Genomic DNA, 24,714 nt, shown 5'->3' with positions numbered 1-24,714 from the left:
GCGATTTGAACTCGCCGGCGCGAATGCATCAGCGGCACACGTAGGCGCCGTTCACATAGACGCGGACGCATGCCGTGCTGGCCGCTGCCGCACCCACGGCCGCTCCCCCGACGACGGCGCGCCGCGTGGTGCGACGCGCGACGCCGGCGACGCTTGCCGGGGTCGCCGGTCGTCCGACCCTGGCTTCAGCGGCTTGAACGACGACCGTGATGCCGTCGTCGTGTGACCAATTGATCGAGCCGAAAATTCCACAGCCGAGAACGGCTGCAACAAGTAGCATTCGCTTGGTGTCGATCAGCTTCATGGCAACCTCCCTCGGGCTAAAGCCGAGTGATCAGCATTCTTCTGTCGTTTGCTCCCGGCTTGATCTGGATCAAGGCAGCAGAGGAATTGCAGGAACGGCTTGCCCGCTGTTGCGGGGCGCGCGTCTTCTGGCAAGGGTGCAAGATGCAGGAGACGGCTCGAAAGCCGCCTCCCGCTGATGCGTTTGTGCCATTACTGGCAGCGATACATGCGGCCGTCGTCCATCTTGGTCAGCGTACCGGGTGTGCAGACCATGCCGTTTCGCCTCCGCCAGTCCTCCGAGGAGTAGCCGTAAGCCGCGTAAGGACCGCCACCCGCATAATAGCCCGTACCGGCCCCCCATCCAGGTGAGGTCGCGGCAATCGCGGCGGTTGTGCCAATTGCTGCGGCGCCTGCCCCGACTGCGGCGGCACCGTAGACTGCGCGCCGCGTCTGTCGACGCGCCACGCCAGCAACGCTCACGGGAGTCAGCGGGCGACCGACCCGCGCCTGTGCACTGTCGACCGACATCGAGACACCGTGCTCCTCAGTCCAGGTGAAGGAGAACAACGCCGCGCAGGCAAAGGTCGAGACTGCCAGTGCAATTCTTCTCGCACACGTACGTGTCATGTTTCTTCTCCATTGCTGTCTTCCAAATGCGCTTTCGCTGTCCAGGGGCCGTTGCGCGGTCCCTGGAGGTCTTCCTCGCGCTGGTCTGGAGCGGCGTGCAGTCGAAGTCGCGATTGATAGGAGAAGCTTCATCGGGGGCACGCCGTGTCGTGCTCGGAGAGCCAATGGCAGGCAGGATCATACTGGAAATCGGCGCCGGCCGCTATTGAGCCAACGCACGGCAATGGGTCACGCCAACTGCCTTATCACGGAGAGGCGCTGGCAGCGGCGGATCAGCTCGTCGGCATCGTGCCGCGGCGCAGCTGACTGGGACTGCGTCCGAGCTCGCGACGCATCCATTTGGCGAGGTGAGATTGATGGGAAAAGCCCGCTTCAAGGGCAATTTCGCTGAGCTTGCGATTGCCTTGAAGCATCAGCTGCTGCGCGTGCTCCACCCGCCTCCTCAGAACGTAGCGATGGACCGTGACGCCCATCGCCGCCTTGAACCAGGCCCGTAGATGCGAGCTGCTGACACCGGCCTCGCGGCTGAGAATGTCGATGGTGAGCGACTGGTCGAGATTTGCATCGATATAGGCCAGGACTCTCCGGAGCTGCGCGTTCGACAGGCGGATGACCTGGGCCGGCGGATCATTCGCCAGGTTCAGCAATTCGACCGCCAGGGCCATTCCCACGTTCTCGGCAAACAACGGGCCGCTCGGCGAGCCCGCTTTCACGTCGCTTTCGAGAGCCTGTCCAAGCAGAACGATGCGGTCATTTCGCAGCATATGATGGTGCGTCAGTCGGGCGGATGCCAATTGTCGAGCCCTCGACGCTGCATGGTCCAGCATGCTCGGCGCGAGTCGGACCTGAAGCGACTGGTAGGGCGTCTCCGCCACAAAGCCGCCCAAGGCGCCGCACGGAATCACATCGATATCGCCGGCCTGACGCAGAAACTGATGCCCGGTCTCAAGACAGAATGAGCGCGTCGCAGGGCTGAGGTGGATGACGATCCGGTGATCGCGGATCGGCTCGAGCGCAACGGAGTGTGGCTCGGTTCGCATGGCCGCGGCGGCGGTGCCGACCGATGTTGGCGCCGAACGCGGTCTCGCATGCATGGGCCAGGCTCCAGATCTTGGCGGAACGTGCTCGATATTTGGCGCATCGTGCGCGATTTTCAACGGCTCCGGCGCCAAAGAACTCATCTGTCGTTTCGTGACAAATGAGGATGCAAAGTGAGTCATTACGTGATTGTCGGAGCCGGTCCCGTTGGACGCGAGACGGCTCGCCTCCTGGCAGAGCAGGGACACAGCGTCATCCTGACGAGCAGGAATGCCGGGTCGCTCGATGCCGGCGATGTGCGCACGGTTTCGTCGGATGCCACCGACGCTGCGCAGCTCGCCGGATTGGCCAAGGGCGCCGATGCGATCTTCATGTGCGCCATGGCCGCCTATCACAGATGGCCGACCGACTTCTTTCCGATCATGGACGGAACGGTCAAGGCGGCCGAGCAGGTTGGTGCGAGGCTACTCGTGGTCGGGAATGTCTATGGCTATGGCGCGGCGGCCGTGAGCCCTCTCACTGCGGACCTGGAGCCGGACCCGACCACCCGGAAGGGCACGACCCGGCACATCATGTGGCAGCGTGCGCTGCGATCGAACGTTCCCGCGCTCGAGGTCCGCGCAAGCGACTATCTCGGCAAGGGCGCGGTCGCGTATTTCTCGCTGCTGGCACTGCCGTCGCTGCTCAAGAACGAGCCGGTCGCGTTCCTCGGCGATCCCGATGTGGCGCATGCCTGGTCTTTCACCAAGGACACGGCGAGGACGCTGATCGCTGCGTCGCGCTTTACCGGAAAATGGGGCCGCGCCTTTCACGTGCCATCGCAGTCCGCGTCCGTGCGCGAACTGGTGCGCAGATTTGCGGTCGCGCTGAAGATCGACGTTCCGGACCTGCTTCGCCTCACCTCGGCCGATCTGGAGGGCATCGGCTTCAGCGAAGGGATCGAGATGTCTTATCTGTTCGAGAAGCCGCTTCTGCTCGACGCCGGCGATACCGAGAAACTGTTGGGCGTCGCCGCGAGCAGCCTGGACACGATGGTTAGCGATACCCTGTCGTAAACGGCAGGCATGGTCATGTGGAGGAGAAAATCCAATGAGCGAACGCGTGACAAATCTCGTCCAGAACTACATTGCCGTCTGGAACGAGCGAGATGCCGGCAAACGCCGACGGCTGATCGACGATGTCTTCAGCGACGAATGCGTCTACATCGACCCGAATGACTCGGTCGCCGGACGGGATGCAATCGAGCGCCTGGTGGAAGCCTTGCAGGCAAGGCTTCCGGACCTGCGCTTTTCGCTTGCAGGCGACGTGAACGCGCACTGGATCTGTCACGCCGTGGCACCCGCCCCTGAGAAAAGTCTCGTCCGAGACGTAGACGACTACGGACTTACCGCAACAGGATTCTTGTAACTATGAAATATCCGACAGTTCCGCGGTGAGGATCTCCGTTCACGCCGTGTGAATGGTCAACCATATGGTGGACAGAAAAGCCGAAGCCTGCGCCACAACATTCGATGTTGTGGCAGAAAGCGGTTCCACGCCCACCGCTGTCATTCCCCGCGAAGGCGGGGAATCCAGTACGCTGCGGCTTCTCGATTCGATCACTGGCGTCACGGAGTACTGGATCGCCCGGTCAAGCCGGGCGATGACAACGAGCGTGTTGCGCGGACCCGTTGGCTCGCAATGACGAGTTTGTGGCAACAGCCGCTGCCTAAATCGTCAGCTCTTTCCCCGTCACGCGCCGATACGCTTCCAGATACCTTTTGCTGGTCGCCTCCACCACGCTCGCCGGCAGCGGTGGCGGCGGGGCGTCGCCGTTCCAGCGGCCGGCGCGGCGCTCGACGTCGAGATAGTCGCGCAGCGGCTGCTTGTCGAAGCTCGCCTGCGGCTGGCCGGGCTTGTAGGCACTGGCCGCCCAGAAGCGCGAGGAGTCCGGTGTCATCACCTCGTCGATCAGGATGATGCGGCCGTCCTTGTCGCGGCCGAACTCGAACTTGGTGTCCGCGATGATGATGCCCTCTTCGCGCGCCAGCTCCTCGCCGAGCGTGTAGATCGCGCGCGTCATGCTCTCGAGCGTATAGGCTGTCTCGTCGCCGACCACCTCGCGCATCCGCGCGATCGTGATGTTCTCGTCATGCCCGGTCTCGGCCTTGGTCGCCGGGCTGAAGATCGCCGGCTCCAGCTTTTCGCTCTCGACGAGGCCCGCCTTCAGCTTCTCGCCCGCGAGCGTGCCGCTGGCCGCATATTCCTTCCAGGCCGAGCCGGAGAGATAGCCGCGGATCACGCATTCGATCGGAAACACCGTGGTGCGGCGGGAGAGCATGGCGCGGCCGAGAATTTCGGCGCGGTGCGGCTTCAGGGCAGGGACGGCCGCGATAATCTCGTCGGTGTCGGCGCTGATCATGTGATGCGGCACCACGCCTTCGAGCTCGTTGAACCAGAACGCGCTGATCTGGGTCAGCACCGCGCCCTTCATCGGGATGGTCTCGCCCATCACGACGTCGAAGGCGCTGATGCGGTCGGTGGTGAGGAGCAGCAGGCGGTCGTCGTCGACGGCGTAGATATCGCGCACCTTGCCGCGCCCGATCTTGGGGAGGGGCAGATCGCTGGAGAGCATGGTGGTCATCGGCAAAGCTTTCGCGGACAGGGCCTTCAGGCAGAAAATCCGGCTGCACCGGACAGCGCAGCCGGAAACCGGATTAGCCTATTCCGGCAGCGGAATGAACTCATGTTCCTGCGGAACCGCCGCGAAGCGGCCGGTTTTCCAGTCCTGCTTGGCCTGCTCGATCCGCTCCTTGCTGGAGGAGACGAAATTCCACCAGATGTGGCGCGGGCCCTCCAATGCATCGCCGCCGAGAAACATCATGCGCGTTGCCTTGAGCGCCTTCACGGTGATGCGGTCGCCGGGCCGGAAGATCAGCAGCCGCGGTCCCTCATAGCGCTCGTTCGCGATCTCGACCTCGCCGTCCACCACGTAGATCGCACGCTCCTCGTGATCGGGGTCGAGCGGCACGCTCGCGCCCGCGATCGCCGTCACCTCGGTGTAGAACCAGGGCGAGACCATCGTAACAGGCGAGGTGATGCCGAAGGCGGAGCCCGCGATCACCCGCGCGGTGAAATCGCGCTCGGAGATCATCGGCAAATCGCCCGCGCCGTAGTGCTGGAACGACGGCGCGATCTCTTCCGATCCGGCCGGCAGTGCGATCCAGCTTTGCAGGCCCAGCATCTTCTGGCCCGAGGCGCGCTGAGCATCCGGCGTGCGCTCGGAATGCGCGATGCCGCGTCCGGCGGTCATCAAATTCATCGCGCCTGGCTGGATCTCCTGGATGTTGCCCTCGCTGTCGCGATGCATGATCGAGCCGTCAAAGAGATAGGTGACGGTGGCAAGCCCGATATGCGGATGCGGCCGCACGTCCATGCCCTTGCCGGAGACGAACTGCACCGGGCCGAAATGGTCGAAGAAGATGAACGGCCCGACCATCTGCCGCTTGCCATGCGGCAGCGCCCGGCGCACTTCAAATCCGTCGCCGAGGTCGCGCGTGCGCGGCACGATGACGAGATCGAGCGCATCGCAGGACATGGGATCGCCGAGCACGGGATCGTTGGAGGGTTGCCAGCTCATGGTGGACTCCTTTTGACTTTCTTGGATGCGATAGTAGCAGGATTTGGTATCGCCGTCGCGACAAAGCCGGGCCCAGACGTCGCGGGCAATAGCTCCAGATACTCCGCCTGTCATGCCCCGCGAAGGCGGAGCATCCAGTACGCCGCGGCCTCTCGGCTCAACCACGACCGTCTCGGAGTACTGGATCGCCCGGTCAAGCCGGGCGATGACACCTGCGGTGCGGATGGTCCTTGAAAAAGCCGGCGCAACGAACGATGTTCGGCTGATTTCATCCGAGACTGTTCGCATCGCCCGATGACCCTTGCCGCCCTCGAGCTCGCCTTTCGCGCCGCCAGCGTCGCGCTGCTGCTGATGCTGGCGGCGTCGCTGTTGCAGGACTTTCGCAAGGTGCTCGCAGCTCGCCTCGGCGCGGCCTTCGCGCTGGGCTCGGCCGCGCATGCGGCGAGCTATTCGGTGGATGTCACGTCGCGGATCCCGCTCTGGCATGCACCGCTGATCGCGTTGTCGACCGGCACCATCGTGGTGTTCTGGCTGTTCACACGCTCCCTGTTCGACGACGAGTTTCGCCTCAGCTGGTGGCACGGATGGGTCTGGGCGCTGGTGACGGCCTTCAGCTTCGCAGGCTGCGTCTGGATTGCACCCAGCGGCCATGTGCGGTTCTCGGTGACGGTGGTCAATCTGATCGTGCTCGGTTTCATCGCGCTTGCGGTCGGGCAGATGATCGCCTCCTGGCCGGCCGACCTGGTCGAGCGCCGCCGCCGCGTTCGTGTCTTCATCGTCTGCATAACCGCGCTCTATGGCGGGCTGAACGCGGTGCTCCAGATCGCCGCCGCCGGCCACCACGTCGGCGATGTCGCCGAAACCATCAGTGCCGGCGTGCTCGCCGGCACTGTCGCAGCGATCGTCTATGCCATGATGCGCGTTGACGGGGCGGATCTGTTTCCCGCCGCGGCGGAGCCCGCACCGCCGATTGTTTTCAGTCAGCCTGCGGCCGATGACGCCGCCGATCAAAAGCTCATCGACGCCCTGATGCGGCTGATGGGGGACGAGCGGATCTATCGTCAGGAGAACATCACCATCGGCGTGCTGGCGGGCCGGCTGAAAATTCCCGAATACCGGCTGCGCCGCTTGATCAACCAGCGGCTCGGCTATCGCAACTTCAATGTGTTCCTGAACAACCACCGCATCGAGGAAGCCAAGGCCGCGCTCGCCGATCCCGCCCAGGCCGAGGTCCCCGTCATCACCATCGCGATGGACGCCGGCTTCCAGTCCCTCGGCCCCTTCAACCGCGCTTTCAAGGCGGTCACCGGCGTGACGCCGACGGAGTACCGGCGGCTCAAAGTCGATGCGGCCTAGATTTCAGGCCATTGAAATCGCTATATAATTCCAGAATCGACTAGCCCCGACCAGTTTCGACGAGGCCGATTTCCAAATCCGGCGAGCGCGCATTCCCCGCATCCGACTTCCTCTCGGCACACGCCCCGCAGCCGGAGAAAGCCCGTGACCCGTCGCCGTAAGATCGTCCTCCTCACCACCGCCATCGCCTGCGCCGGCCTCGTGCTCGGCGCGGCGCGGGCGCGTAACGTGCCCAAGGTTGCTACCGGCTTCATCGCCGACACGCTCTGCTCGGAGACGTTCGTCTCCGGTCTGGATCCCCAGCGCAACCTCGCCGAGATCACCGACGCGATGCCGGGTACCGGCCTCCTGACCTGGGCGATGAATTTGCAGATCGATCGCGCCCATAAGGATGTCACGGTGACCCTGTTCGGCATCGGCCGCAGCCATGCCGTCTATCGCGAGGGGCTCGGCTGCACCCTCGAGCACGGCCGGGGGATCACTGACGTCGCATTGCCGCCTGCTGACAAACAGCCCGCGCTGCTGCCCGAGATCGCCGGCCCGGGAGTCGCTCCGCCGCAAAGCGGGGACCTGGCAGCCGCGCTCGACCGCGCCTTCGCCGAGCCCGCGCAGCCGCCTCATCGCCGCACCCGCGCAATCGTCGTCATGAAGGCCGGCCGCATCATTGCCGAGCGCTATGCCGATGGCATCGGGCCCGAGACGCAGCTGCTCGGCTTCTCCATGACGAAGTCGGTGATCTCAGCGTTGACAGGCATTCTCGTGCGCCAGGGCAAGTTGAAGCTGGATGGGCCCGCGCCAATCGCCGCCTGGCAAAATCCTGATGATCCGCACCATGCCATCACGGTCGATCAGTTGCTGCGTCACACCGCAGGCATTGCGCTCGGAAGTTCATTGGAGGCGTCCCTCGGTTCCGCGCTCGAGCCGGTCAACGCCATGAAGTTCGCCGAAGACGATATGACCAGCTTTGCCGAGCGCGCGCCGCTCGCGACCGCGCCGGGCACTGCGTGGAATTATCACGACGGCAATTTTCTCATTCTCGCGCATCTGATCCGCAACGCCGCGGGCGGCAAGCCCGTAGATGCGCTGGCCTTCGCGCGCCGCGAATTGTTCGCGCCGCTCGGCATGAACAACGTCACGCTTCAGCTCGACAGTGCCGGCACGATCGAGGGCTCCAGCAACATGCTGGCCTCCGCGCGCGACTGGGCGCGCTTCGGCCAGCTTTATCTCAACGACGGCGTTGTCGGCGGCAAGCGCATCCTGCCGGAGGGCTGGGTGAATTATTCAGCGTCCGCCACCCCGAACGCCTGGGTCGGTATCGGCGCCGGCTTCTGGACCAACCAGGGCGATGGTTTTGGTGCGAACTTTCGCGTCACGCACGGCTGGCCGCGCGATGCCTTCTTCGCCAAGGGCACGATCGGGCAGTACACGATCGTGATTCCGTCGGAGCGCCTGGTGATCGTGCGGCTCGGCCGCTCGCCGAACTGGCCGCCGCAAGCGGACGGCGTGTTCGATCTCGTGCGCGACGTGGTGGCCGCAGCACGCACCGAGAAGGGGAAGCTGGCGGGGGCGAACTGAGGTAGCGAGGAGCGCCGCCTCTTCTCCCTCTCCCCGCAAGCGGGGAGAGGCAAACAGACGTCTCCTACCTTCCCAGCTCCGTCGCCTTCGCCACGCGATCGAACCGCTCCAGCGTCAGGATCGCATTCGCGAATTTCTCCGCCCGCGCATTCAGCACCGGGCGCGCCAGCGTAAGGAATTTCTGCTGCATTGCCTGCGCATCGGGAAACGAGTTCGGCTCGCCGGAGGGATCGGCATAGAGCCGCTCGTGCACGCCATCGTCCGTCGTGATGCTGACGCGCGCACCGAACGGATGGGTGCGCCCGATCTCAAGCCGGTCGTCCTGCACCACGTCGAACTTGTCGGCGAGCGCGTCGATGGCGGCATCGCCAAGGCGGTTGTAATCGTCCCAGCCGAACGAGCCCTGGTCGAGCGCGAGTGCGCCGGTGAAGAACATCGAGAACTGGCCGCCGACGATCGAGGTCGGGTGCCGCTTGGTCGCGGCATCGCCGGTCAGGGTGATGCCGTTCCGATGCAAACCGATCTCGACGCGCTTGACCTGGTCGGGCGTCAGATTGTGCTCGCGCCGCATCGCGATCAGCGCGTCGATCGCGGCATGGGTGTAGCGGCAGCTCGGATACGGCTTCACGCCAATCTTCATCGTCTCGTAGGTCTTGCCGAGCTCGGCCACGGCCTTTTCAGGATGCGCATCGTCGGTGTAGCCGGCGAGCAGGCCGTGCTTGCCCTCGACCGATTCGGTCGCGCCGACGAAATCGTTGCGCGCCAGCGTCGCGGCGATCACGCCGTTCATCGCGGCGGCGCCGACCTGGTAGCGCTTGTTCCAGGCGCCGTTGACCAGGAATTGCAGCGAGCCCGCGGCCTGGCTGCCGGAGACGCCGAAGGCGGCGATGATCTGCTTTTCGCTGAGGCCGAACAGTTTTCCGGCCGCGGCCGCCGCGCCATAGGTGCCCGCGGTCGCGGTCGGATGGAAGCCGCGCGCATAATGCGAGGTCGGGTCGAGCGCGTTACCGAGCCGGCAGCAGACTTCATAGCCCGCCACGATCGCGGTCAGCACGTCGCGGCCGGAAGCGCCGACCATCTCGCCGACGGCGAACGCGGCCGGAACGACCGGCGCGCTCGGATGCAGCGAGGAATCCGCATGGGTGTCGTCGAAATCGAGGGAATGGCCGAGCGCGCCATTGAGCAGCGCCGCCACCGCAGGGGTCCAGGTCTTGCTATCGCCGAACACGGTGGACTCGCCCTTGGTGTCGAGCGCGAGCGCCTCCAGCATCTTCAGGATCGAGGGGGTGGATTCCGCTTCGCGCCGGGCCCGGATGGCGCTGCCGAGGAAATCCAGCGTCAGCACCTTGGCGCGATCCAGCACTTCCGCCGGAATATCCTGGTATTTCAGATTGAAGACATAGGCGGCGAGCGTTGCGGTTTCGTGGGCCATCGTGTTTCCTCGTTTTGGCGCGCAAGTTAGGCGGGCCGATTTGGCCTTTCAAGCGGCCTGGGGGCCGCGGGCATCAGCTATGCTTTTGGCAGGCTCCAAGAGGATCGGACCGGGACATTCGACGATGGCACTCGCAAGACAAATGTTCGACCGGATCCGATCACGGCGGACGCAGTTGGGGCTGGCGATCCGGGTCACGGTGGCCGCGGTGGCGGCCTATGCGATCGCCACCGCGCTGCATCTGCTATTGCCGCTCTGGGCCGTGCTGACCTCGCTGATCGTGACCCAGATGAGCGTCGGCCGCTCGCTGAAGGCAACGCGCGACTACGTGCTCGGCACGATCGGCGGCGCCATCTATGGCGGCGCCATCGCGATCCTGATCCCCTATTCGACCGAAGCCGGTTTGTTGGGGCTACTGGTGCTGGCGGTCGCGCCGCTCGCCTTCGTGGCCGCGATCAATCCGAGCCTCAACGCCGCGACGGTGACCGCGATCATCGTGCTGCTGGTTCCGACCATGCATCATTCCGATCCCCTGGCGTCGGCGATCGACCGCGTCAGCGAGGTCGGGGTCGGCGCCATCACCGGGCTGCTGGTCTCATTCCTGGTGCTGCCGTCGCGCGCGGTGCGGCAGATCCGCGCCAGCGCGGCCACGCTGCTCGAGCTGATCGCGGATGCCTTCACCGAGCTGCTTGCGGGCCTGACGCGCGGCCGCGACAACGACGCGCTGCACCGGATCCAGGACGGCATCGGCACGGCGATGGTCGGTCTCAATGCGATCGGCGCCGAGGCCGAACGCGAGCGCGCCGCGCGCCTGTCGAGCGGGCCCGACACCGGTCCCTTGCTGCGAACGGTCCTGCGGCTGCGCCATGACGTCGTGATGATCGGCCGCGCCACCGTGGTGCCGCTGCCGGCCGAGGTGCAGATGCGGCTTGCAGCTCCCTTGACGGAGGTCTCGACCGTGATCGCGCGGTTCCTGCGTTCGGCCGCCGCGGCCTTGCGCGAGGGCGTCGGCGCGCCGCCGATCCATCCCGTGCATGTCGCGCTTCAGCACTACGCCGAGGCGGTTGCCGCGGTGCGCCATGACGGTCTGATCCGCGGCCATTCCGGCGACACCGCCGAACGCTTCTTCGCCATCGGCTTCTCGCTGGAGCAGATGCACCAGAATCTCTGCGATCTCGACCGCGTCGTCGGCGAATGGTCGGAAGTCTCGACCGACAAGTCCGCGCGCGTGGCGGAGTGAGCTTGGGCGTGTACTCAAAAGCGTCGGCTGCCGACTGCAAAGCGCCGTAGAACAGTGAACGAGCTTGAGACGAAGAAAGGAGAGAACATGCTAGGGAACGCGAAGGTGGCAACCCGGCTTCCGGCAAAGGACCTGAACCGCGCTCGGGCATTCTACTCCGAGAAACTCGGGCTCGAGCCGATAGAAGAGCGTGCGGGCGGACTCCGCTATGTCTGCGCGGGGGGCGAGTTTGCGATATTCATATCGGCAGGAGTGCAAGCCCACACGCACACCCAGATGGGATGGGAGGTCGAGGATATCGAGGCCACCGTACGCGAGCTTCGCGCGCGGGGAGTCGAGTTCGAGGAGTACGATCTGCCCGGCCTGAAGACTGTCGAGGGGATTGCCGAGATTGCGGGAAATTACCCAGCAAGGGTGTTGGAGAGCGGGGCGCCTGGTTTCGCGACAGCGAAGGTAACTTGCTCGGGGTGGGGCAGCCGGTGCGAAGTTGACGGGCGACCGCGTCGCCTTCGAGGGAACACGCCCTACTGCCGCGTCAGGAGAGATCGAAGAACGCGAGCTGCGTCGCGTCGCGCTGCTCGATGCCGTCCGTCAGCGCGTTCAACGCAACGTCAAAACCCGGCTGCGGCTGCTCCAGCTCCCACGCGCCGTCATGGTCCCACTGAAAGCACTGGCCATAGCGCTCGCCGGGCTCGACATGGAGCAGCAGGCAGCGGCTGAGCTGTGACGGTTCCGCAACCGGCACCAGATGCTTCAACGAGACGCCGTATTCCTTACGGAAATAGGCGCAGGCCTCTTCGAGCTCGTCCTCGGAATGGGCAATGAAGTCCAGGACATTGCGAAGCTGCGTGGCGAGTTCATCAGGCGCATAGAAGCGAAGCTCGGAGGACGATTCAGGCAGTCGCACCAACAATTCGGTCTCGCCGCGCGTCAGCAGGAACTTGCGATAGTCATCGGGCAGCCGGACGCCGAGCGCCTGCTCCGCTTTGCTCACGTCCGCTTCGCTCGCCGGCGTGCCGGGTTTCCAGCGCCAGCCTTTTGCGGACGTTCCCGCCTTGCGTTGGGCCGCGTAGGCTTCGTAGCCGGGAAACGCCATGATGTCCTCATAGCCGCCGAAACGCGACCATTGATAGGCGTCGTCAAAAGCCTCTTCCCGCCGCTCGGGAAAGAAGCCGCAGAGCAGCTCGGCGCGCTTGAGGATGCGCGCGTGGTTCGGGGCGGTCTTGCACAAATGCTCGATCGTCTTCAGCGCGGCATCGGGATTGTCGGCCTCCAGATAAACATCGCTCAGCAATTCCAGGATTCGCCCTTCCAGATCGCCCTCGTAGATCGACCACGCATAATGCGGCTCCTTGGCCGCGCGCCGCGCTATGAGCGTGTCGCGCGCCTGCTCGGTAAGGCGCACCGTCTGGGCGGCGTCGTCTCCGGCAGAATAGCCGCGACGCGCGGCATGCCAGAGATACAGCGGCTCATGTTCGGCCGGCGTGCCCTTGAGCGCGTCGAGCTGCGCGGCCTGCTCGGCCATCGGCGCGCTGAGCGCCAGGATCATCAGCTCATCGAGCCCCTTCTGCCAGTCAGGCTTGGCTCGCGGATTGGGCCCGAGGTCGCGCAGCGTGTAGTTGGTATGATCCGTCTCGACATAGCCGGCCGCGACCAGCTTGGCGACATGGCGGCGGAAAGCCGCCGCGGCGTCGGCAATGCCGGAGAATTCCTTGCGCAGAAATTCGTCCGCGTCGGGATCGCCCTTCCAGTTCATATGAACGCCGATCACCATGGGATCGCTGCCCGGGACCAGCATCAATTCGCGATCGTCATCGCCGGGTGCGCGGTGGAAGAACTTTGCCAGATACATGCGACCCTCCGAACGCGCCGCTGGGATCGGGGCGCCACGTCTCAGTCGCAGTTTCAGGGAAACCGGTTCACGACCACGGCCTAGCGTTTCGTCAGGCCCTTAGCCACCATGCGCCAGACCAGCAGGTCGATGCGGTCCTGGCCGAAGAACGGCTCGTTCTCGAACACGAAGGTCGGCACGCCCCAATGACCGGAGGCGGCGTGGTCCTTCTCGTTCTCGGCGATCACCCGCTCGTAACGATCCGGATCTGCGCTGATCGCTTCATCCATCGCGGCGAGATCGAAGCCGGCCGCCGCAGTGGCGCGGGCGAGGTGATCGCCTTCGTTCCAGCCCGCCACCGAGCCGTCCCACAGCACGCGGGCGATTGCATCGGTGAATGCGAGCGAACGGCCCTCGAGCTGCGCCATCGCGCCCAGCCGGGTCAGCCGGTGGATGTAGGGTTGTTCGGTCGCGACATCGAGCGTCGTCATATCCTGCACGATCGGGTCGGGCCGGGGAAAGCGGAACGGAATGCCCTCGTGCTGCGCTACGCGCGTGCTGTCGAGCACCACATAGCGAATGAAGTTCGGACTAGCCTTCTTGAAGAAGCCGGGCACGCGGACTGCGATCGGGTAGACCGGTCGCAGGTTCACCGCGAGATCATACTCTTCGACCAGCTTCAGCGTCCTCGGCAGCGCCAGATAGCTGTAGGGACTGCGGAAGGAATAGAACAGGTCGACGGAGAGCGTCATCGCGCCGGCTCCGCGATCCCCCCGATCATGCTGCGGGCCACGACCTTGTGGAACGGCGTGATGATCGCGAGATAGGTCCGGCCGAGCAAATTGTTCGTCTTCACCAGCGTAGTCAGGGTCACCTCACGGCTCGCTGCATCCCCGGCCACGTCCACCACAATGCGGAAATCGAGGTGAAAATCATTGAAGCCGGCGATCAGTCGCTCCGGTGTCTCGCTCAACACGGGAAACAGTCCGATCAGGCCGCCGGGTGCGGGCGCGCCTTCGCCGGATTTTTTCAGGCCGAATGGCGTGACGAGAATGTTGCGCAGGCGCACCAGCGCGCTGATCCAGCCCGGCTCGTTCGCGACCATCCGCGTGCAGGCCTCGCGTGCGTTCACTGCGGCCGTACCGATATCGACGCGAAACGCGTCGATGAACTGCGCGCCGGCCAGCACTGTGCCGGCGTCGACATTGGGGGTGATTTCGCGAACCTGTCCGGTCATCCCGCCAGTCTGCGCGTCAGCATCCGGAAGCGCAAGATCAGAAGGCCGGCATAAACGAACGAGCCGACTGAAAAACCGATCCAGATCCCGACCGCGCCGAGCTGGGCGTTGAAGGCCAGCACCCAGCCGACCGGGAAGGCGACGCACCAATAGCCGATCGCCGCGAACACCAGCGTCATCCTGGTGTCATTGATGCCGCGCAGCGCGCCGCCCATGATGGTCTGCAGGCCGTCGGCGATGAAGAACGTTGCCCCGACGACCAGCAGCGTCGCCGTCAATTCGATCGTCGCCGCGCTGGCCTCGCTGCTGCCGAAGAACAGCCGGCCCACCTGGTAACGGCCGAGGATGATGGCGACCGTCAGCGCGGAGACGAGCACGATCCCGAGCACGGCGGCGACGAGGCCCGCGCGCCTGACGGCGAGCGGCTCGTTGCGGCCGAAGGCATGGCCGACGCGCACCGTAGCCGCCATGCCGATGCCGAGCGGCACCATGAACAGCACGGCGGTGACCTGCAGCGCGATCTGGTGCGCGGCGATCGCGGCGGTCGAGATCAGTCCCATCAGCAGCGCGGCCGACGAAAACAGGCCATACTCCAGCAGCAGCGAAAACGAGATCGGCGCACCGATGGTGACGAGCTGGCGCATCAGCGGCCAGTCGATCCGCCAGAGGTTTGCGAGCGGGTGGTAGTCCGAAAACGGCTTGCGCCAGGCCACGACCGCGAGCGCGGCAAGGAAGGTGCCGAGATTGACCAGCGTGGTTCCAAGGCCGGCGCCGAACAGACCGAGCTGGGGCATGCCGAACAGCCCGTGGATCAGGGCATAGACCAGCACCGCATTGACAGGGATCGCCGCGACCGTGATCCACAGCGGCGCCTGTGGGCGGTTCACCGCGCTCATCATGCTGCGCAGCGCGATGAAGCCGAGCGCCGGCGCGATGCCCCAGGCGAGGCCATAGAGATAGCGCTGCGCCAGTGCGGCCGATTGCGACGCCTGGCCAAGTGCGAGCAGAATGTGCTCGCCATAGAGCGGCGAGGCCATCATTGGCAGAGAGATCAGCAACGCGACCCACAGGCCGACGCGCAAGGCGCCGCGGATGCGCCTGACGTCGCCGGCGCCGAACGCCTGCGCGGCCAGCGGCGACACCGCGGACATCAGGCCGAGCCCGAAGGTGAAGCTGACGAAATAGACCGTATGCGCCAGCGCGGCCGCCGCGACCGCCTCCTCGCCGAGCCGCCCGATCAGCGCGAGATCGGTCGTGATCATCGCGATCTGCCCAAGCTGCGTCAGCATCATCGGCACGGCCAGCCGCAGCGTCTCGACGAACTCTTCGGCGAGATGGTTTTGCGGCACGCCGGCTTGCGGCTGCGGACGAGGCTGGACTGTGTCGAGCATGGCCGGTCAATAACACAGCCGCACGTCGAAAACATGGCTCACGTGTCCCGGACGCGCGAAGCGCGAGCCGGGACCCAGGAGCCACAAGCATCGATCCCGCAATAAGGGCCCCGGCTCAGCGGCGCATCACGACCGGACAATGCTTCGCATCGCCGGGCGTGCTGTGCCGCGTCCGGGGCACGAGTGAGTTGACGAAAGCGGTCTCTTCTCCCTCTCCCCGTTCTTACGAGGGAGAGGGTTGGGGTGAGGGGCCTGCTTCCGCAGAAAAGGTGGCAGTTGGACTCGCGGAGACTCCCCCTGACCCGGATTGCATCTGCGATGCTATCCAGCCTCTCCCCGCTAGCGGGGAGAGGCGAAGAAGTCCTCAGCTCTTCCTTTCGGGCACGCGCTTGATCTTCGCGCCCAGCGCGTTCAACCGCTCCTCGATGCGCTCGTAGCCGCGCTCGATCTGGTCGGCGTTGTTGATGGTCGAGGTGCCCTCGGCGCAGACGGCGGCCAGCAGCATCGCCATGCCGGCGCGGATGTCGGGTGAAGTCATCGGCGCGCCGCGCAGGCGGCTGGGGCCGGCGATGATGGCGCGATGAGGGTCGCAGAGCACGATACGCGCGCCCATCGCGATCAGCTTGTCGACGAAGAACATCCGCGATTCGAACATCTTCTCGAACATCAGGATCACGCCCTCGCATTGCGTGGCGGTGACGATCGCGATCGACATCAGATCGGCGGGGAAGGCGGGCCAGGGCTGGTCCTCCAGCTTCGGCACGTGGCCGCCGAAATCGTCCTGGATCTTGAGCGTCTGGTTCGAGGGCACGATGAGGTCGTCGCCCTCGACGCGGCAGACGATGCCGAGCCGCTCGAAACCCATGCGGATCGAGCGCAGGTGCTCGACACCGGCGCGCACGATGCGAAGCGGCGAGCGCGTCACGGCGGCAAGCCCGATCAGCGAGCCGACCTCGATATGGTCGGGCTGGATCCGGTAGGTCGCTTCCCCCAGCGTCGCCGGCCCGTGCACGATCATGGTGTTGGTGCCGATGCCCTCGATTCTGGCGCCGAGTGCGACCAGGAAATTGGCGAGGTCCTGCACATGCGGCTCGGAGGCCGCGTTGCGCAAATAGGTGACGCCGTCGGCGGCGACCGCCGCCACCAGCGCGTTCTCGGTCGCGGTGACGCTCGGCTCGTCCAGGAACACGTCCGCGCCGGCGAGCTTTGGCGCGCGGAATTCGAGCCGGTCGGTCGCGGTGACTTTGGCCCCGAGCTGTTCCAGCGCCAGCACATGGGTGTCGAGCCGGCGGCGGCCGATGACGTCGCCGCCGGGCGGCGGCAGCATCACCTCGCCGCAGCGGGCGAGCAGGGGGCCTGCGAGCAGGATCGAGGCGCGGATGCGGACGCAGAGCTCGGGGTCGAGATCGGCGGCGCGGATACTCTTGGCATGGATATGAAGCGTGTTGCGGGCGGTCCATTCCGCCGCCGCGCCGACCGAGCGGATCAGTTCGACCAGCGTTTCGGTGTCGCGGATCCGCGGCACGTTCTCCAGCGTCACCGGATGCTCGGTGAGCAGGGCGGCGGCGATGATCGGCAGCGCTGAATTCTTGTTGCCGGACGGCTCGATCGAGCCCGAGAGCCGGTGACCGCCCTCGACGATGTATTGGATGGGCGCCACGTCGGTTCTCTCCGTCCTGTTGCGGTGGGGCGGGCTGCTTCGGAAGCGGAAACTACCGAGAATTGAGCAGGGTAGCAATTCTGCACTTGTCGCGGCGGAGAGCCGCTCATGGCCCCCGAAGAGGCCCGCTGGACCGGGCGTTTAGAACAAGCCGATGATATTCGCCACCACATAAAGGATCACGATCAGCATCAGCACGCCCATGGCCAGGAAGGATATCTCGATGGCGATGGCGCCGGTCCCGAGCGCGGCCGCCACGCCCGCCAGCAGCCTCTCCTCGCGAAACACCAGCGCGAGGACGGCGAGCAGGATCGCGAGCAGGCCGAGCGAGATCGCACCGATCGAGGATGCCTCCCTGAGCTGGCTGCCCGTCGATTTCTCGCGGGGCGGGGCGTGATACTCGGTGCCCTTGACGCGCGCGATCAGGCGGTCCTTGAGGCGGTGCCCGGTGTCGACGATGACCTGGTCCGCCGGCGGCGGCGGATAGATCACGGGCACGAGCCAGTGCGGCAGCACGGCCGCGATCAGCGCCAGCACGCCGACGATGCTGCCGATTACGCCGAGCCGGCGGGATGGCACGGCAGAACTTGCGGTCGCAGAGCTGGTCATGGCACGACACTTCCCGGCCGGAATGGCCTTGCGGGTTCATGCCGTTTCGTCGCGATGGCGCGTGGTGAGGTTCAGCGATGCAGGGATTGGTCTAGCCGTCATGCCCGGGCTTGTCCCGCCTGCGCGGCCGAAGCCGCTCCGGCGGGACAAGTCCGGCCATGACGACCTCTCGTGAACGCTGCCGCGCCTCAGATATCGATCGTCGCGCTCAGCGAATGTTCCTGGATGAAGTCGCGGCGCGGCTCGACCACGTCGCCCATCAGCTTGGTGAAGATGTCGTCGGCCTCGTCGACCTCCTTGACCTTCACCTGGAGCAGCGAGCGCGCCTCGGTGTCGAGCGTCGTCTCCCAGAGCTGCTCCGGGTTCATCTCGCCGAGACCTTTGTAGCGCTGGAGCGAGATGCCCTTGCGGCCGGCCTCGGTCACCGCCTCGAACAGGTCGGACGGGCCGTGGACCATCTGCTCGCTGTCCTTGCGCCGCAGCTTGCCGGAGCGGGCATAAACGTCCTGGAGTTTCGGCGTGTACTCGTCGAGCTTGCGGGCCTCGGCCGAGCCGAGGAAGGCATCGTCGATAACAGCGGCTTCCTTGACGCCGCGCACCGTGCGCTCGAGCAGGAAGCCCTGGCCTTCGACGTATTGCCCGACCCAGCCGCGTTCGACCTCCTCGGCCTGGCTGTCCAGCCGGCTCGCGATGTACTGGGCGGCTGCGGCGGCCTTCTCGGGATCGCCGTAGATCGACTTGTTCAGCACGCCCGTGATGGCCGCCTGCTCGACGACCCTGCGGTTATAGCGGCTGTGCAGGTTGCGCAGGATGCTGCGGACGGCGCGGGCGTCGTCGACCAGCGAGCGGAGATCGCGGCCGGTGCGGTCGCCGCCGGTGCCGGGAATGTACACGCAGTCGTCGAGGCCGGCGTCGATCAGATAGTCTTCCAGCGCCCGCTCGTCCTTCAGATACTGCTCGGACTTGCCTCTGGAGACCTTATAGAGCGGCGGCTGGGCGATGTAGAGATAGCCGCCGTCGATGATGTCGCGCATCTGCCGGTAGAAGAAGGTCAGCAACAGCGTGCGGATGTGGGCGCCGTCGACGTCGGCGTCCGTCATCACGATGATCTTGTGATAGCGCAGCTTGTCGATCGAGAACTCGTCGCTGATGCCGGTGCCGAGCGCCGTGATCAGCGTGCCGATCTGCTCGCTTCCCAGCATCTTGTCGGGACGCACGCGTTCCACGTTGAGGATCTTGCCGCGCAGCGGCAGCACCGCCTGGAATTCGCGGTTGCGGCCCTGCTTGGCGCTGCCGCCTGCCGAGTCACCCTCGACGATGAAGAGTTCGGACTTGGCCGGATCCTTCTCCTGGCAGTCGGCGAGCTTGCCGGGCAGCGAGGAGACCGAGAGCGGGCTCTTGCGCGTCAGCTCGCGTGCCTTTCGCGCGGCTTCGCGGGCGGCCGCGGCCTGGATCACCTTGCCGACGATCATCTTGGCTTCGCTAGGGTGCTCCTCGAACCAGGCCTGGAGCGCCTCGTTGAGCACGTTCTCGACCACGGGACGCACTTCCGAGGACACCAGCTTGTCCTTGGTCTGCGACGAGAACTTCGGATCGGGCACCTTCACCGACAAAACGGCGGTGAGGCCTTCGCGGCAATCGTCGCCGGTCAGCGCGATCTTTTCCTTTTTCGCATTGGCCTCGGCATAGCCGTTGACCTGGCGCGTCAGCGCGCCGCGGAAACCGGCGAGATGGGTGCCGCCGTCGCGCTGCGGGATGTTGTTGGTGAAGCACAGCACGTTCTCGTGGTAGCTGTCGTTCCACCACAGCGCCGCCTCGACGCCGATGCCGTTGGCTTCCGCGCGCACCATGATCGGCGCCGGCACGATCGCCTTCTTGTTGCGGTCGAGATATTTGACGAATTCCTCGACGCCGCCGGAATAGTGCATCTCCTCGCGCTTCTCGACCGCGTGGCGCATGTCGGAGAGGGCGATGTTGACGCCGGAGTTGAGGAAAGCGAGCTCGCGAAGGCGGTGCTCGAGCGTTGCGAAATCATATTCGATGTTCTTGAAGGTCTCGCCCGAGGCCAGGAACGTCACCTCGGTGCCGCGCTTGCCCGGCGCGTCGCCGACCACCACCAGCGGTGCGACCGCATCGCCATGGGCGAACTCGATGTAGTGCTCCTTGTTGTCGCGCCAGATGCGCAGGCCGAGCTTGCTCGACAGCGCATTCACGACCGAGACGCCGACGCCGTGCAGGCCGCCGGAGACCTTGTAGGAGTTCTGGTCGAACTTTCCGCCGGCATGGAGCTGGGTCATGATGACCTCGGCCGCCGAGATGCCTTCACCCTTGTGGATGTCGACGGGAATGCCGCGGCCGTCGTCGCGCACGGTGACGGAATTGTCGGCATTGAGCACGACATCGACGCGCGTGGCGTGGCCGGCAAGCGCTTCGTCGATCGCGTTGTCGACGACCTCGTACACCATGTGGTGCAGGCCCGAACCGTCGTCGGTGTCGCCGATATACATGCCGGGGCGCTTGCGCACGGCATCGAGACCCTTGAGCACGCGGATCGATTCCGCCCCGTAATCGCTCGGATTTGAGGGCTCGTTTTCGGCAGGCGTCTGCCGAGCAGGTTCTGTCATGAGAGGCCTTCGAGATGTCGCCCGAATCAGCCGCACAAAAAGGCGCTGATGTGAGGCTATTTGTGCCATGAAAGACGGATTGCGCCTAGCGCAAAGTATCCTCCGGCAACCCTTTGACTAAATAGGGATTTTCGGCCGGTTTTCAAGGCTTGCGAAGGCCGATTCTGGGCGCTGCAAAAAGCCCGATTCGGAGCCTCTTTTTCACCCCTTAAAGGCGCGGATTTTGCGGGGCGGAGAAGCGCGTTCCCAGGTGCCGTGGCGCCACGGAACAGGCCACCTGCGTTCAGTAGATCTGATCCGGCTTCTTGTAGCCGTCCAACGTGAGGGACCAAGCCTGGCCTGCGGCCACGGTGATGGTATCGGTGCGCACCCGATAGCCCGACACGAGCAGCGCGTAGGAATAGGTGCCGGGCGGCAGATCCAGCGTTTGTGGATGATTTTCGCCGCCCGCGATCTTGATGGTTTGATCGTTGATCACAAGCGAAGCCACATCGAGCGCAAGATAGCCGAATATCAGCCGCGCTTGTCCTGCTATCGGCAGGAAATTGGCCTTGGCCGCGGCCTCCGTATTCCGCTGCACCAGGCTGACAATGGTCTCGTCCTTCGCGCGGCCAAGCTTCAGGGTGGCCGGCCCCTTGGGGGAGGCGAAGGCGAGCTGCACATGATCGGCTGCTACCACAGCGCCATCCGGCTTTTCCTCCCAGCCGCGCTTTGCAAGCTCCGTGCGCTAGAAGGCGAGCACATCGCTGAGCTGGGCCTGCACATGGGCTTCGAGTCCGACCCGCAGCGGGATTTCGATGCCGGTCACATGGGTGGTATTGGAGCTGGAGAAGTTGTGTTGCTTCGGCACCGGCATGTCGGCGTCGGGATCCGCCGGTGTGAGTGCGGCCGAAGTTTGCGGTGATGGATGCGGCATCCATCTGCCGGCGCTTGCGGCGACCAGGCCGCCCGCGAGGAGAGCGAGGCCGCACAGCGGCAGCAGCCACCGTGCCGGACCTCTCATCGCACGCCTTGCCGTCGTCATGCTCGCTCTCCGCATCAGGGGCCCGGTGGATCAGTACATCTGCAACGGCAGCACTTCGCCGGTCGGCCCCACCATCAGGCCCCAGGCATCGCCCGCGGCGATGTCGATGGTGTCATTGCGGGCGGGGCGGCCCGCCATTTTCAGCGAGTACTGGTACTTGCCCGCCGGCAGATCGAGTGTGGGCCCCTTCGGCGACTGCGGACCGCCCGCGCCGGCTGCAACCTTGATGGTCTGCTTGTTGATGGTGAGCACGGCTTCCTGGTTGCCCATATTGCCAAGCAGCAACTTTGCATGGCCGGGCTTTGGCATGATGTCCGCCTTGGTCGCGGCATCCGGGTTCTTCTGCACCAGTTTGATCGACGTCTCGCTCTTGGCCCGGGCAAGGCTCAACACGGCCGGTCCCTGCGGAGACGTGAAGGCGAGCTGCACATGGTCGGCGGCGACGACTGCACCATCCGGCTTCTCCTGCCAGCCGAGTTTTGCCAGCTCGCTACGATAGAACGCCAGCACGTCGCTGAGCTCGGCCGGCACGCTGGCTTCGAGCTCGCGGCGGAACGGCACCTCGATTCCGGGTAGTTTTGCCGTGCCAAGTGAGGTCGAACTGTGCTGCTTCGGCACGGGCAGCGCGGATTCCGGATCCGCTTCCAGCGGGCCGGACGCTTTGGCCTGCGCGCCAGCCGGATCGCTGCTCACCGGGCCGCCCTTGGAGGCAGGATTGGCGGCGGCCATCCTGAGGCCCGATCCGTTGGCGCTGACATTCACTTTCGGACCCATTTGCATCACGGTCATCGAGATCGACTTGCCGCCTTTCGAGAACTCCATCACCGCCATGTTGGGCTGGTTGATGACGGAGGGCTGCTCCTTCCAGCCTGCGGGCTTCAGCGCGGCGCGATAGAACGCGGTCAGCGCCTTCACGCTGGAGGTGGAGGAGAATTCGAGGCGGCCGTCGTCGCCCGCGAATTTCACGCCTTCGGCGTTTTCGGGCACCGGCACCGGCGTCTTGCTGTCGGCGAGCGCATTCAGCGGCGTGTCGGACAGCGCGGCCGCCTGCACTTTGCGCCTCGATTCGTCGGCGGCGATGACCTGCCTGGCCGCGGCCTCCGCGTCCTTGAAGAATTTCTCGTCGGCTTCCTTCTTGGCCCTGGCGCGCGCGGCGAGGGCCGCTTCCGTCAACTGCGCGGTCAGGCTGACCATGGTGAAATCATATTTGCGGCCGAGCCGCAGCACGCCGGTTTCCTCCGCCGAGGAGACCTTGATCGCCACCTCGTCGCCGGCGGCGAGCGGCGCATTGCCATTCTCCTGCCAGCCGCGCGCGGCGAGCTCGCGATGGTAGAAGGCGAGCACCGCGGGCAGATCGGCCATCACGGCGGCCGACATTTCGTGCTTGGCAGACGTCGCGCTGCCCAATCCCCTGGCGGTCTTGGTCGGCTTGGGTCGCGGCAGGCCGGCAATGTCATCGTCGGCCTGGAGCTCCTGGGGCAGCACGAACGGCGCCACCCTGATCTCGACATTGGTCCTGCCGTCGTCGCGGCGGGTCAGCGTCAGCATCACCGGCTTCTGCTTGTAGAACTGCGTCGTGTCGCCATCGGGATGCTCGTAGAAGACGCGCACGCCGTTCGGGACGGCGTCGCCGAGATCGGCGTTCGCCCAGCGCGCGGCCGTCTCAGGTGTGAGCTTCCGCCAGCCGATCGCCGCCATTTCCTTCGTGAAGAAATCCGAGGCCGCATCGAGCGCGCCGGGCGCGATGCAGCCGAGATAGGGCCTCGTGCCGTCGAACACGAGGTCGCTCGCGCCTTCGGGAAACGGCACGTTCGAATAGACCCGGTCGGTCGTGTAGTAGACCACGGACTGGTCGGGCCGGCCGAGGGCCTGCGTGAAATGAACGGAAAGGCCCTGCCGTCCCTTCTTGAATTTCAGCGTGGTGCTCTTCTCCTCCAGCGGCAGCACGTAGGGCACCCATCCGTCGGCGCTCAGGAGCTTTCGCACCGCCGGTGAAGTCACCGCCTGCGGCGTCGGCATGCGATATTCCACGCGGTAGGGATCGGGGCGCGAGGTGTCTTCCACCGCACCCTCGAGTTGCGGCAGCGCGTGAACGTCGACAATGCCATCGTCGGCGCGTGCGGGCAGAGACGCGCTCGCCATGAGCAGAAGGCCGCATACAAGCAGCCGCCAGCGTGCCGGGACCTGCGTCCCGCGCTTGATGATCGACATCGCCAAACTCCTGGATTTCGCGCGGGTCTTCATCCCCGGCGCAATGGCAGGCTGCGGCACCGTCGGCGCGGCCTCAGACGACTAGTCGCGGCAGGAACCCGCGAGGTTCAACAGGGCTCAATACAGCAGGAGCGGCGACCATGCCTCTCCGTCACGCCCGACCGTGAGCTCCCAGGTATCGCCGGCGGCGAAGTTGAGGATATTCGTGGTGGCTGGATGGCCCGGCACGCTCACCTCGTAGGAATATCTGCCGGGCTGCAGATCCAGCGACACCGCATAGGAGCCGGCGGCGCGCTTGATGGTCCGGTCGTTGATCGTGAGCGTGGCGTCCGTCTCGCTGATGTTGGCGAACACCAGCTTCGCCTGTCCGGGCTCGGGCATGACGTTCGCGTTGGTCGCGACGGATGCGTTCTTCTGCACGAGGTTGATCGTGGTGCCGCTGTCCTTGCGGTCGAGCGCCAGCATGCCGGGTCCGAGCGGGGAGACGAACGCGAGCTGGACGTGATCGGCGGAGACCACCGCGCCATCGTGCTGTTCCTGCCAGCCGAGCTTTCCGAGCTCGGTGCGGTAGAAGGCGAGGACGTTGCCGAGCTCGGCGGGCACGGTGGCCTCTAACTTGGTGCGAAGCGGCGTCTCAACGCCCTGCACGACGGTGGTGTGGATGCCTCGGTAGCTGTAGCGGGTCGGCGCGGGCAGCCTGGTGGCAGGATCCGGCGTGAGCTCGGCCGAAAACAGCGCCGTCAGGTGCGGCAGCCCCGCGCCGGCGCCTGCCGCGAGCATGCAGCTTGCGAGCAGCACGAGGCCGCACGCAACCGCCCGCCAGTGTGCCGGGACCTGCGCCCCGGGCCTTACCGTCCGCATCTCACTCTCCAAGAGATTGCGATTCATGTCATCGCTCAATAACCGCCGCGACACCCTCGGAGCGGCCTCTGACAGCTAGTCGCGGCCGGAAATC

At 65.4% G+C, this 24,714-nt stretch carries 22 protein-coding genes and 2 pseudogenes; 7 read left to right on the top strand and 17 right to left on the bottom strand.

The genetic code is table 11. The annotated features are described in order from the left end of the window. Window positions 1-28: 28 nt before the first annotated feature. From E4K65_RS16855 to E4K65_RS16840, 3 genes and pseudogenes are all read right to left on the bottom strand, one after another. A complete protein-coding gene (locus tag E4K65_RS16855; protein WP_135175135.1) occupies window positions 29-304 on the bottom strand; it encodes a hypothetical protein in 276 nt (91 codons plus the stop codon). Between the two features lie 418 nt (window positions 305-722). Next, window positions 723-912: pseudogene (locus E4K65_RS49795) on the bottom strand (hypothetical protein); the annotation flags it as partial. Window positions 913-1,184: 272 nt separating this feature from the next. Continuing rightward, the gene (locus E4K65_RS16840) at window positions 1,185-2,132 is read right to left on the bottom strand and encodes a helix-turn-helix transcriptional regulator (RefSeq protein ID WP_135175133.1); all 948 of its coding nucleotides are present in this window, start codon (window positions 2,130-2,132) and stop codon (window positions 1,185-1,187) included. Between E4K65_RS16840 and E4K65_RS16835 the strand changes: the two genes are divergently transcribed. From E4K65_RS16835 to E4K65_RS16825, 3 genes are read left to right on the top strand one after another with little or no spacing between them, the layout of a single operon-like run. Beyond that, entirely contained in the window at window positions 2,124-3,005 is an 882-nt protein-coding gene (locus E4K65_RS16835) for an NAD(P)H-binding protein (RefSeq protein WP_135175132.1), read from the top strand. The two genes, E4K65_RS16840 and E4K65_RS16835, sit on opposite strands and share 9 nt — an antisense overlap. A 34-nt stretch (window positions 3,006-3,039) precedes the next feature. Further along, window positions 3,040-3,357 carry a nuclear transport factor 2 family protein gene (locus E4K65_RS16830; RefSeq protein WP_135175131.1) on the top strand — a complete coding sequence of 106 codons (318 nt, stop codon included), beginning with the start codon at window positions 3,040-3,042 and terminating at the stop codon, window positions 3,355-3,357. A gap of 52 nt (window positions 3,358-3,409) precedes the next feature. Further along, window positions 3,410-3,634: a hypothetical protein gene (locus E4K65_RS16825; protein ID WP_135175130.1), complete on the top strand. Its 225-nt coding sequence runs from the start codon at window positions 3,410-3,412 to the stop codon at window positions 3,632-3,634. Window positions 3,635-3,658: 24 nt separating this feature from the next. Here the strand turns inward: E4K65_RS16825 and E4K65_RS16820 are convergent, their stop codons facing one another. Both E4K65_RS16820 and E4K65_RS16815 read right to left on the bottom strand, forming a co-directional pair. Beyond that, a complete protein-coding gene (locus E4K65_RS16820; protein ID WP_135175129.1) occupies window positions 3,659-4,573 on the bottom strand; it encodes a phosphoribosylaminoimidazolesuccinocarboxamide synthase in 915 nt (304 codons plus the stop codon). Between the two features lie 78 nt (window positions 4,574-4,651). Further along, window positions 4,652-5,569: a pirin family protein gene (locus tag E4K65_RS16815; protein ID WP_135175128.1), complete on the bottom strand. Its 918-nt coding sequence runs from the start codon at window positions 5,567-5,569 to the stop codon at window positions 4,652-4,654. Window positions 5,570-5,863: 294 nt separating this feature from the next. Between E4K65_RS16815 and E4K65_RS16805 the strand changes: the two genes are divergently transcribed. Continuing rightward, entirely contained in the window at window positions 5,864-6,925 is a 1,062-nt protein-coding gene (locus E4K65_RS16805; RefSeq protein ID WP_135175127.1) for an AraC family transcriptional regulator, read from the top strand. Between the two features lie 144 nt (window positions 6,926-7,069). Then, the gene (locus E4K65_RS16800) at window positions 7,070-8,500 is read left to right on the top strand and encodes a serine hydrolase domain-containing protein (protein ID WP_135175126.1); all 1,431 of its coding nucleotides are present in this window, start codon (window positions 7,070-7,072) and stop codon (window positions 8,498-8,500) included. A 64-nt stretch (window positions 8,501-8,564) separates the two neighbouring features. Here E4K65_RS16800 and E4K65_RS16795 read toward each other — a convergent pair whose 3' ends face one another. After that, complete coding sequence (locus E4K65_RS16795; protein WP_135175125.1) at window positions 8,565-9,932, bottom strand: MmgE/PrpD family protein; 1,368 nt, start codon at window positions 9,930-9,932, stop codon at window positions 8,565-8,567. A gap of 124 nt (window positions 9,933-10,056) precedes the next feature. Between E4K65_RS16795 and E4K65_RS16790 the strand changes: the two genes are divergently transcribed. Together E4K65_RS16790 and E4K65_RS49790 are read left to right on the top strand one after the other, a co-directional pair. Further along, the gene (locus E4K65_RS16790) at window positions 10,057-11,172 is read left to right on the top strand and encodes an FUSC family protein (RefSeq protein WP_135175124.1); all 1,116 of its coding nucleotides are present in this window, start codon (window positions 10,057-10,059) and stop codon (window positions 11,170-11,172) included. Window positions 11,173-11,259: 87 nt separating this feature from the next. Further along, window positions 11,260-11,457 (top strand): annotated as a pseudogene (locus tag E4K65_RS49790) (VOC family protein); the annotation flags it as partial. A gap of 250 nt (window positions 11,458-11,707) precedes the next feature. Here E4K65_RS49790 and E4K65_RS16780 read toward each other — a convergent pair. From E4K65_RS16780 to E4K65_RS16735, 11 genes are all read right to left on the bottom strand, one after another. Continuing rightward, complete coding sequence (locus E4K65_RS16780) at window positions 11,708-13,024, bottom strand: SMI1/KNR4 family protein (protein ID WP_135175123.1); 1,317 nt, start codon at window positions 13,022-13,024, stop codon at window positions 11,708-11,710. A gap of 80 nt (window positions 13,025-13,104) precedes the next feature. Next, a complete protein-coding gene (locus E4K65_RS16775; protein WP_135175122.1) occupies window positions 13,105-13,755 on the bottom strand; it encodes a 2-hydroxychromene-2-carboxylate isomerase in 651 nt (216 codons plus the stop codon). Beyond that, window positions 13,752-14,240, bottom strand: a complete 489-nt coding sequence (locus E4K65_RS16770) for a DUF2867 domain-containing protein (protein WP_135175121.1) — start codon at window positions 14,238-14,240, stop codon at window positions 13,752-13,754. The genes E4K65_RS16775 and E4K65_RS16770 overlap by 4 nt, the downstream gene beginning before the upstream one ends. Continuing rightward, window positions 14,237-15,631 carry an MATE family efflux transporter gene (locus tag E4K65_RS16765; protein WP_135175120.1) on the bottom strand — a complete coding sequence of 465 codons (1,395 nt, stop codon included), beginning with the start codon at window positions 15,629-15,631 and terminating at the stop codon, window positions 14,237-14,239. The genes E4K65_RS16770 and E4K65_RS16765 overlap by 4 nt, the downstream gene beginning before the upstream one ends. A 364-nt stretch (window positions 15,632-15,995) precedes the next feature. Beyond that, window positions 15,996-17,291, bottom strand: a complete 1,296-nt coding sequence (gene murA, locus E4K65_RS16760; protein WP_092190528.1) for a UDP-N-acetylglucosamine 1-carboxyvinyltransferase — start codon at window positions 17,289-17,291, stop codon at window positions 15,996-15,998. Between the two features lie 141 nt (window positions 17,292-17,432). Next, entirely contained in the window at window positions 17,433-17,900 is a 468-nt protein-coding gene (locus tag E4K65_RS16755; protein ID WP_135175119.1) for a hypothetical protein, read from the bottom strand. A 188-nt stretch (window positions 17,901-18,088) separates the two neighbouring features. Then, the gene (gyrB, locus tag E4K65_RS16750; protein ID WP_135175118.1) at window positions 18,089-20,524 is read right to left on the bottom strand and encodes a DNA topoisomerase (ATP-hydrolyzing) subunit B; all 2,436 of its coding nucleotides are present in this window, start codon (window positions 20,522-20,524) and stop codon (window positions 18,089-18,091) included. Between the two features lie 283 nt (window positions 20,525-20,807). Then, window positions 20,808-21,185 carry a hypothetical protein gene (locus tag E4K65_RS49785; protein WP_347340959.1) on the bottom strand — a complete coding sequence of 126 codons (378 nt, stop codon included), beginning with the start codon at window positions 21,183-21,185 and terminating at the stop codon, window positions 20,808-20,810. Window positions 21,186-21,251: 66 nt separating this feature from the next. After that, complete coding sequence (locus tag E4K65_RS49780; RefSeq protein ID WP_347340958.1) at window positions 21,252-21,548, bottom strand: hypothetical protein; 297 nt, start codon at window positions 21,546-21,548, stop codon at window positions 21,252-21,254. A gap of 30 nt (window positions 21,549-21,578) precedes the next feature. Further along, on the bottom strand, window positions 21,579-23,759 hold the full coding sequence (locus tag E4K65_RS16740) for a hypothetical protein (RefSeq protein WP_135175117.1): 2,181 nt from the start codon (window positions 23,757-23,759) through the stop codon (window positions 21,579-21,581). Between the two features lie 117 nt (window positions 23,760-23,876). Continuing rightward, window positions 23,877-24,620 carry a hypothetical protein gene (locus E4K65_RS16735; RefSeq protein WP_167770870.1) on the bottom strand — a complete coding sequence of 248 codons (744 nt, stop codon included), beginning with the start codon at window positions 24,618-24,620 and terminating at the stop codon, window positions 23,877-23,879. Window positions 24,621-24,714: the final 94 nt, after the last annotated feature.

Origin of the sequence: Bradyrhizobium niftali, assembly GCF_004571025.1 — a bacterium.
Lineage (GTDB): Bacteria > Pseudomonadota > Alphaproteobacteria > Rhizobiales > Xanthobacteraceae > Bradyrhizobium > Bradyrhizobium niftali.
Note: the sequence above shows the minus strand (reverse complement) of the source record. Positions and strands in the feature narration are given on the sequence as shown.

What these genes read in the sequence shown, in the direction of transcription:
- E4K65_RS16780 (WP_135175123.1), bottom strand. Translation starts at nt 13,024, where the DNA reads ATGTATCTGGCAAAGTTCTTCCACCGCGCACCCGGCGATGACGATCGC.
- E4K65_RS16815 (WP_135175128.1), bottom strand. Translation starts at nt 5,569, where the DNA reads ATGAGCTGGCAACCCTCCAACGATCCCGTGCTCGGCGATCCCATGTCC.
- E4K65_RS16755 (WP_135175119.1), bottom strand. Translation starts at nt 17,900, where the DNA reads ATGACCAGCTCTGCGACCGCAAGTTCTGCCGTGCCATCCCGCCGGCTC.
- E4K65_RS16790 (WP_135175124.1), top strand. Translation starts at nt 10,057, where the DNA reads ATGGCACTCGCAAGACAAATGTTCGACCGGATCCGATCACGGCGGACG.
- E4K65_RS16840 (WP_135175133.1), bottom strand. Translation starts at nt 2,132, where the DNA reads ATGACTCACTTTGCATCCTCATTTGTCACGAAACGACAGATGAGTTCT.
- E4K65_RS16855 (WP_135175135.1), bottom strand. Translation starts at nt 304, where the DNA reads ATGAAGCTGATCGACACCAAGCGAATGCTACTTGTTGCAGCCGTTCTC.
- gyrB (WP_135175118.1), bottom strand. Translation starts at nt 20,524, where the DNA reads ATGACAGAACCTGCTCGGCAGACGCCTGCCGAAAACGAGCCCTCAAAT.
- E4K65_RS16820 (WP_135175129.1), bottom strand. Translation starts at nt 4,573, where the DNA reads ATGACCACCATGCTCTCCAGCGATCTGCCCCTCCCCAAGATCGGGCGC.
- E4K65_RS49780 (WP_347340958.1), bottom strand. Translation starts at nt 21,548, where the DNA reads ATGACGACGGCAAGGCGTGCGATGAGAGGTCCGGCACGGTGGCTGCTG.
- E4K65_RS16795 (WP_135175125.1), bottom strand. Translation starts at nt 9,932, where the DNA reads ATGGCCCACGAAACCGCAACGCTCGCCGCCTATGTCTTCAATCTGAAA.
- E4K65_RS16770 (WP_135175121.1), bottom strand. Translation starts at nt 14,240, where the DNA reads ATGACCGGACAGGTTCGCGAAATCACCCCCAATGTCGACGCCGGCACA.
- E4K65_RS16735 (WP_167770870.1), bottom strand. Translation starts at nt 24,620, where the DNA reads ATGCGGACGGTAAGGCCCGGGGCGCAGGTCCCGGCACACTGGCGGGCG.
- E4K65_RS16825 (WP_135175130.1), top strand. Translation starts at nt 3,410, where the DNA reads ATGGTCAACCATATGGTGGACAGAAAAGCCGAAGCCTGCGCCACAACA.
- E4K65_RS16830 (WP_135175131.1), top strand. Translation starts at nt 3,040, where the DNA reads ATGAGCGAACGCGTGACAAATCTCGTCCAGAACTACATTGCCGTCTGG.
- E4K65_RS16805 (WP_135175127.1), top strand. Translation starts at nt 5,864, where the DNA reads ATGACCCTTGCCGCCCTCGAGCTCGCCTTTCGCGCCGCCAGCGTCGCG.
- E4K65_RS16775 (WP_135175122.1), bottom strand. Translation starts at nt 13,755, where the DNA reads ATGACGCTCTCCGTCGACCTGTTCTATTCCTTCCGCAGTCCCTACAGC.
- E4K65_RS16740 (WP_135175117.1), bottom strand. Translation starts at nt 23,759, where the DNA reads ATGTCGATCATCAAGCGCGGGACGCAGGTCCCGGCACGCTGGCGGCTG.
- E4K65_RS16765 (WP_135175120.1), bottom strand. Translation starts at nt 15,631, where the DNA reads ATGCTCGACACAGTCCAGCCTCGTCCGCAGCCGCAAGCCGGCGTGCCG.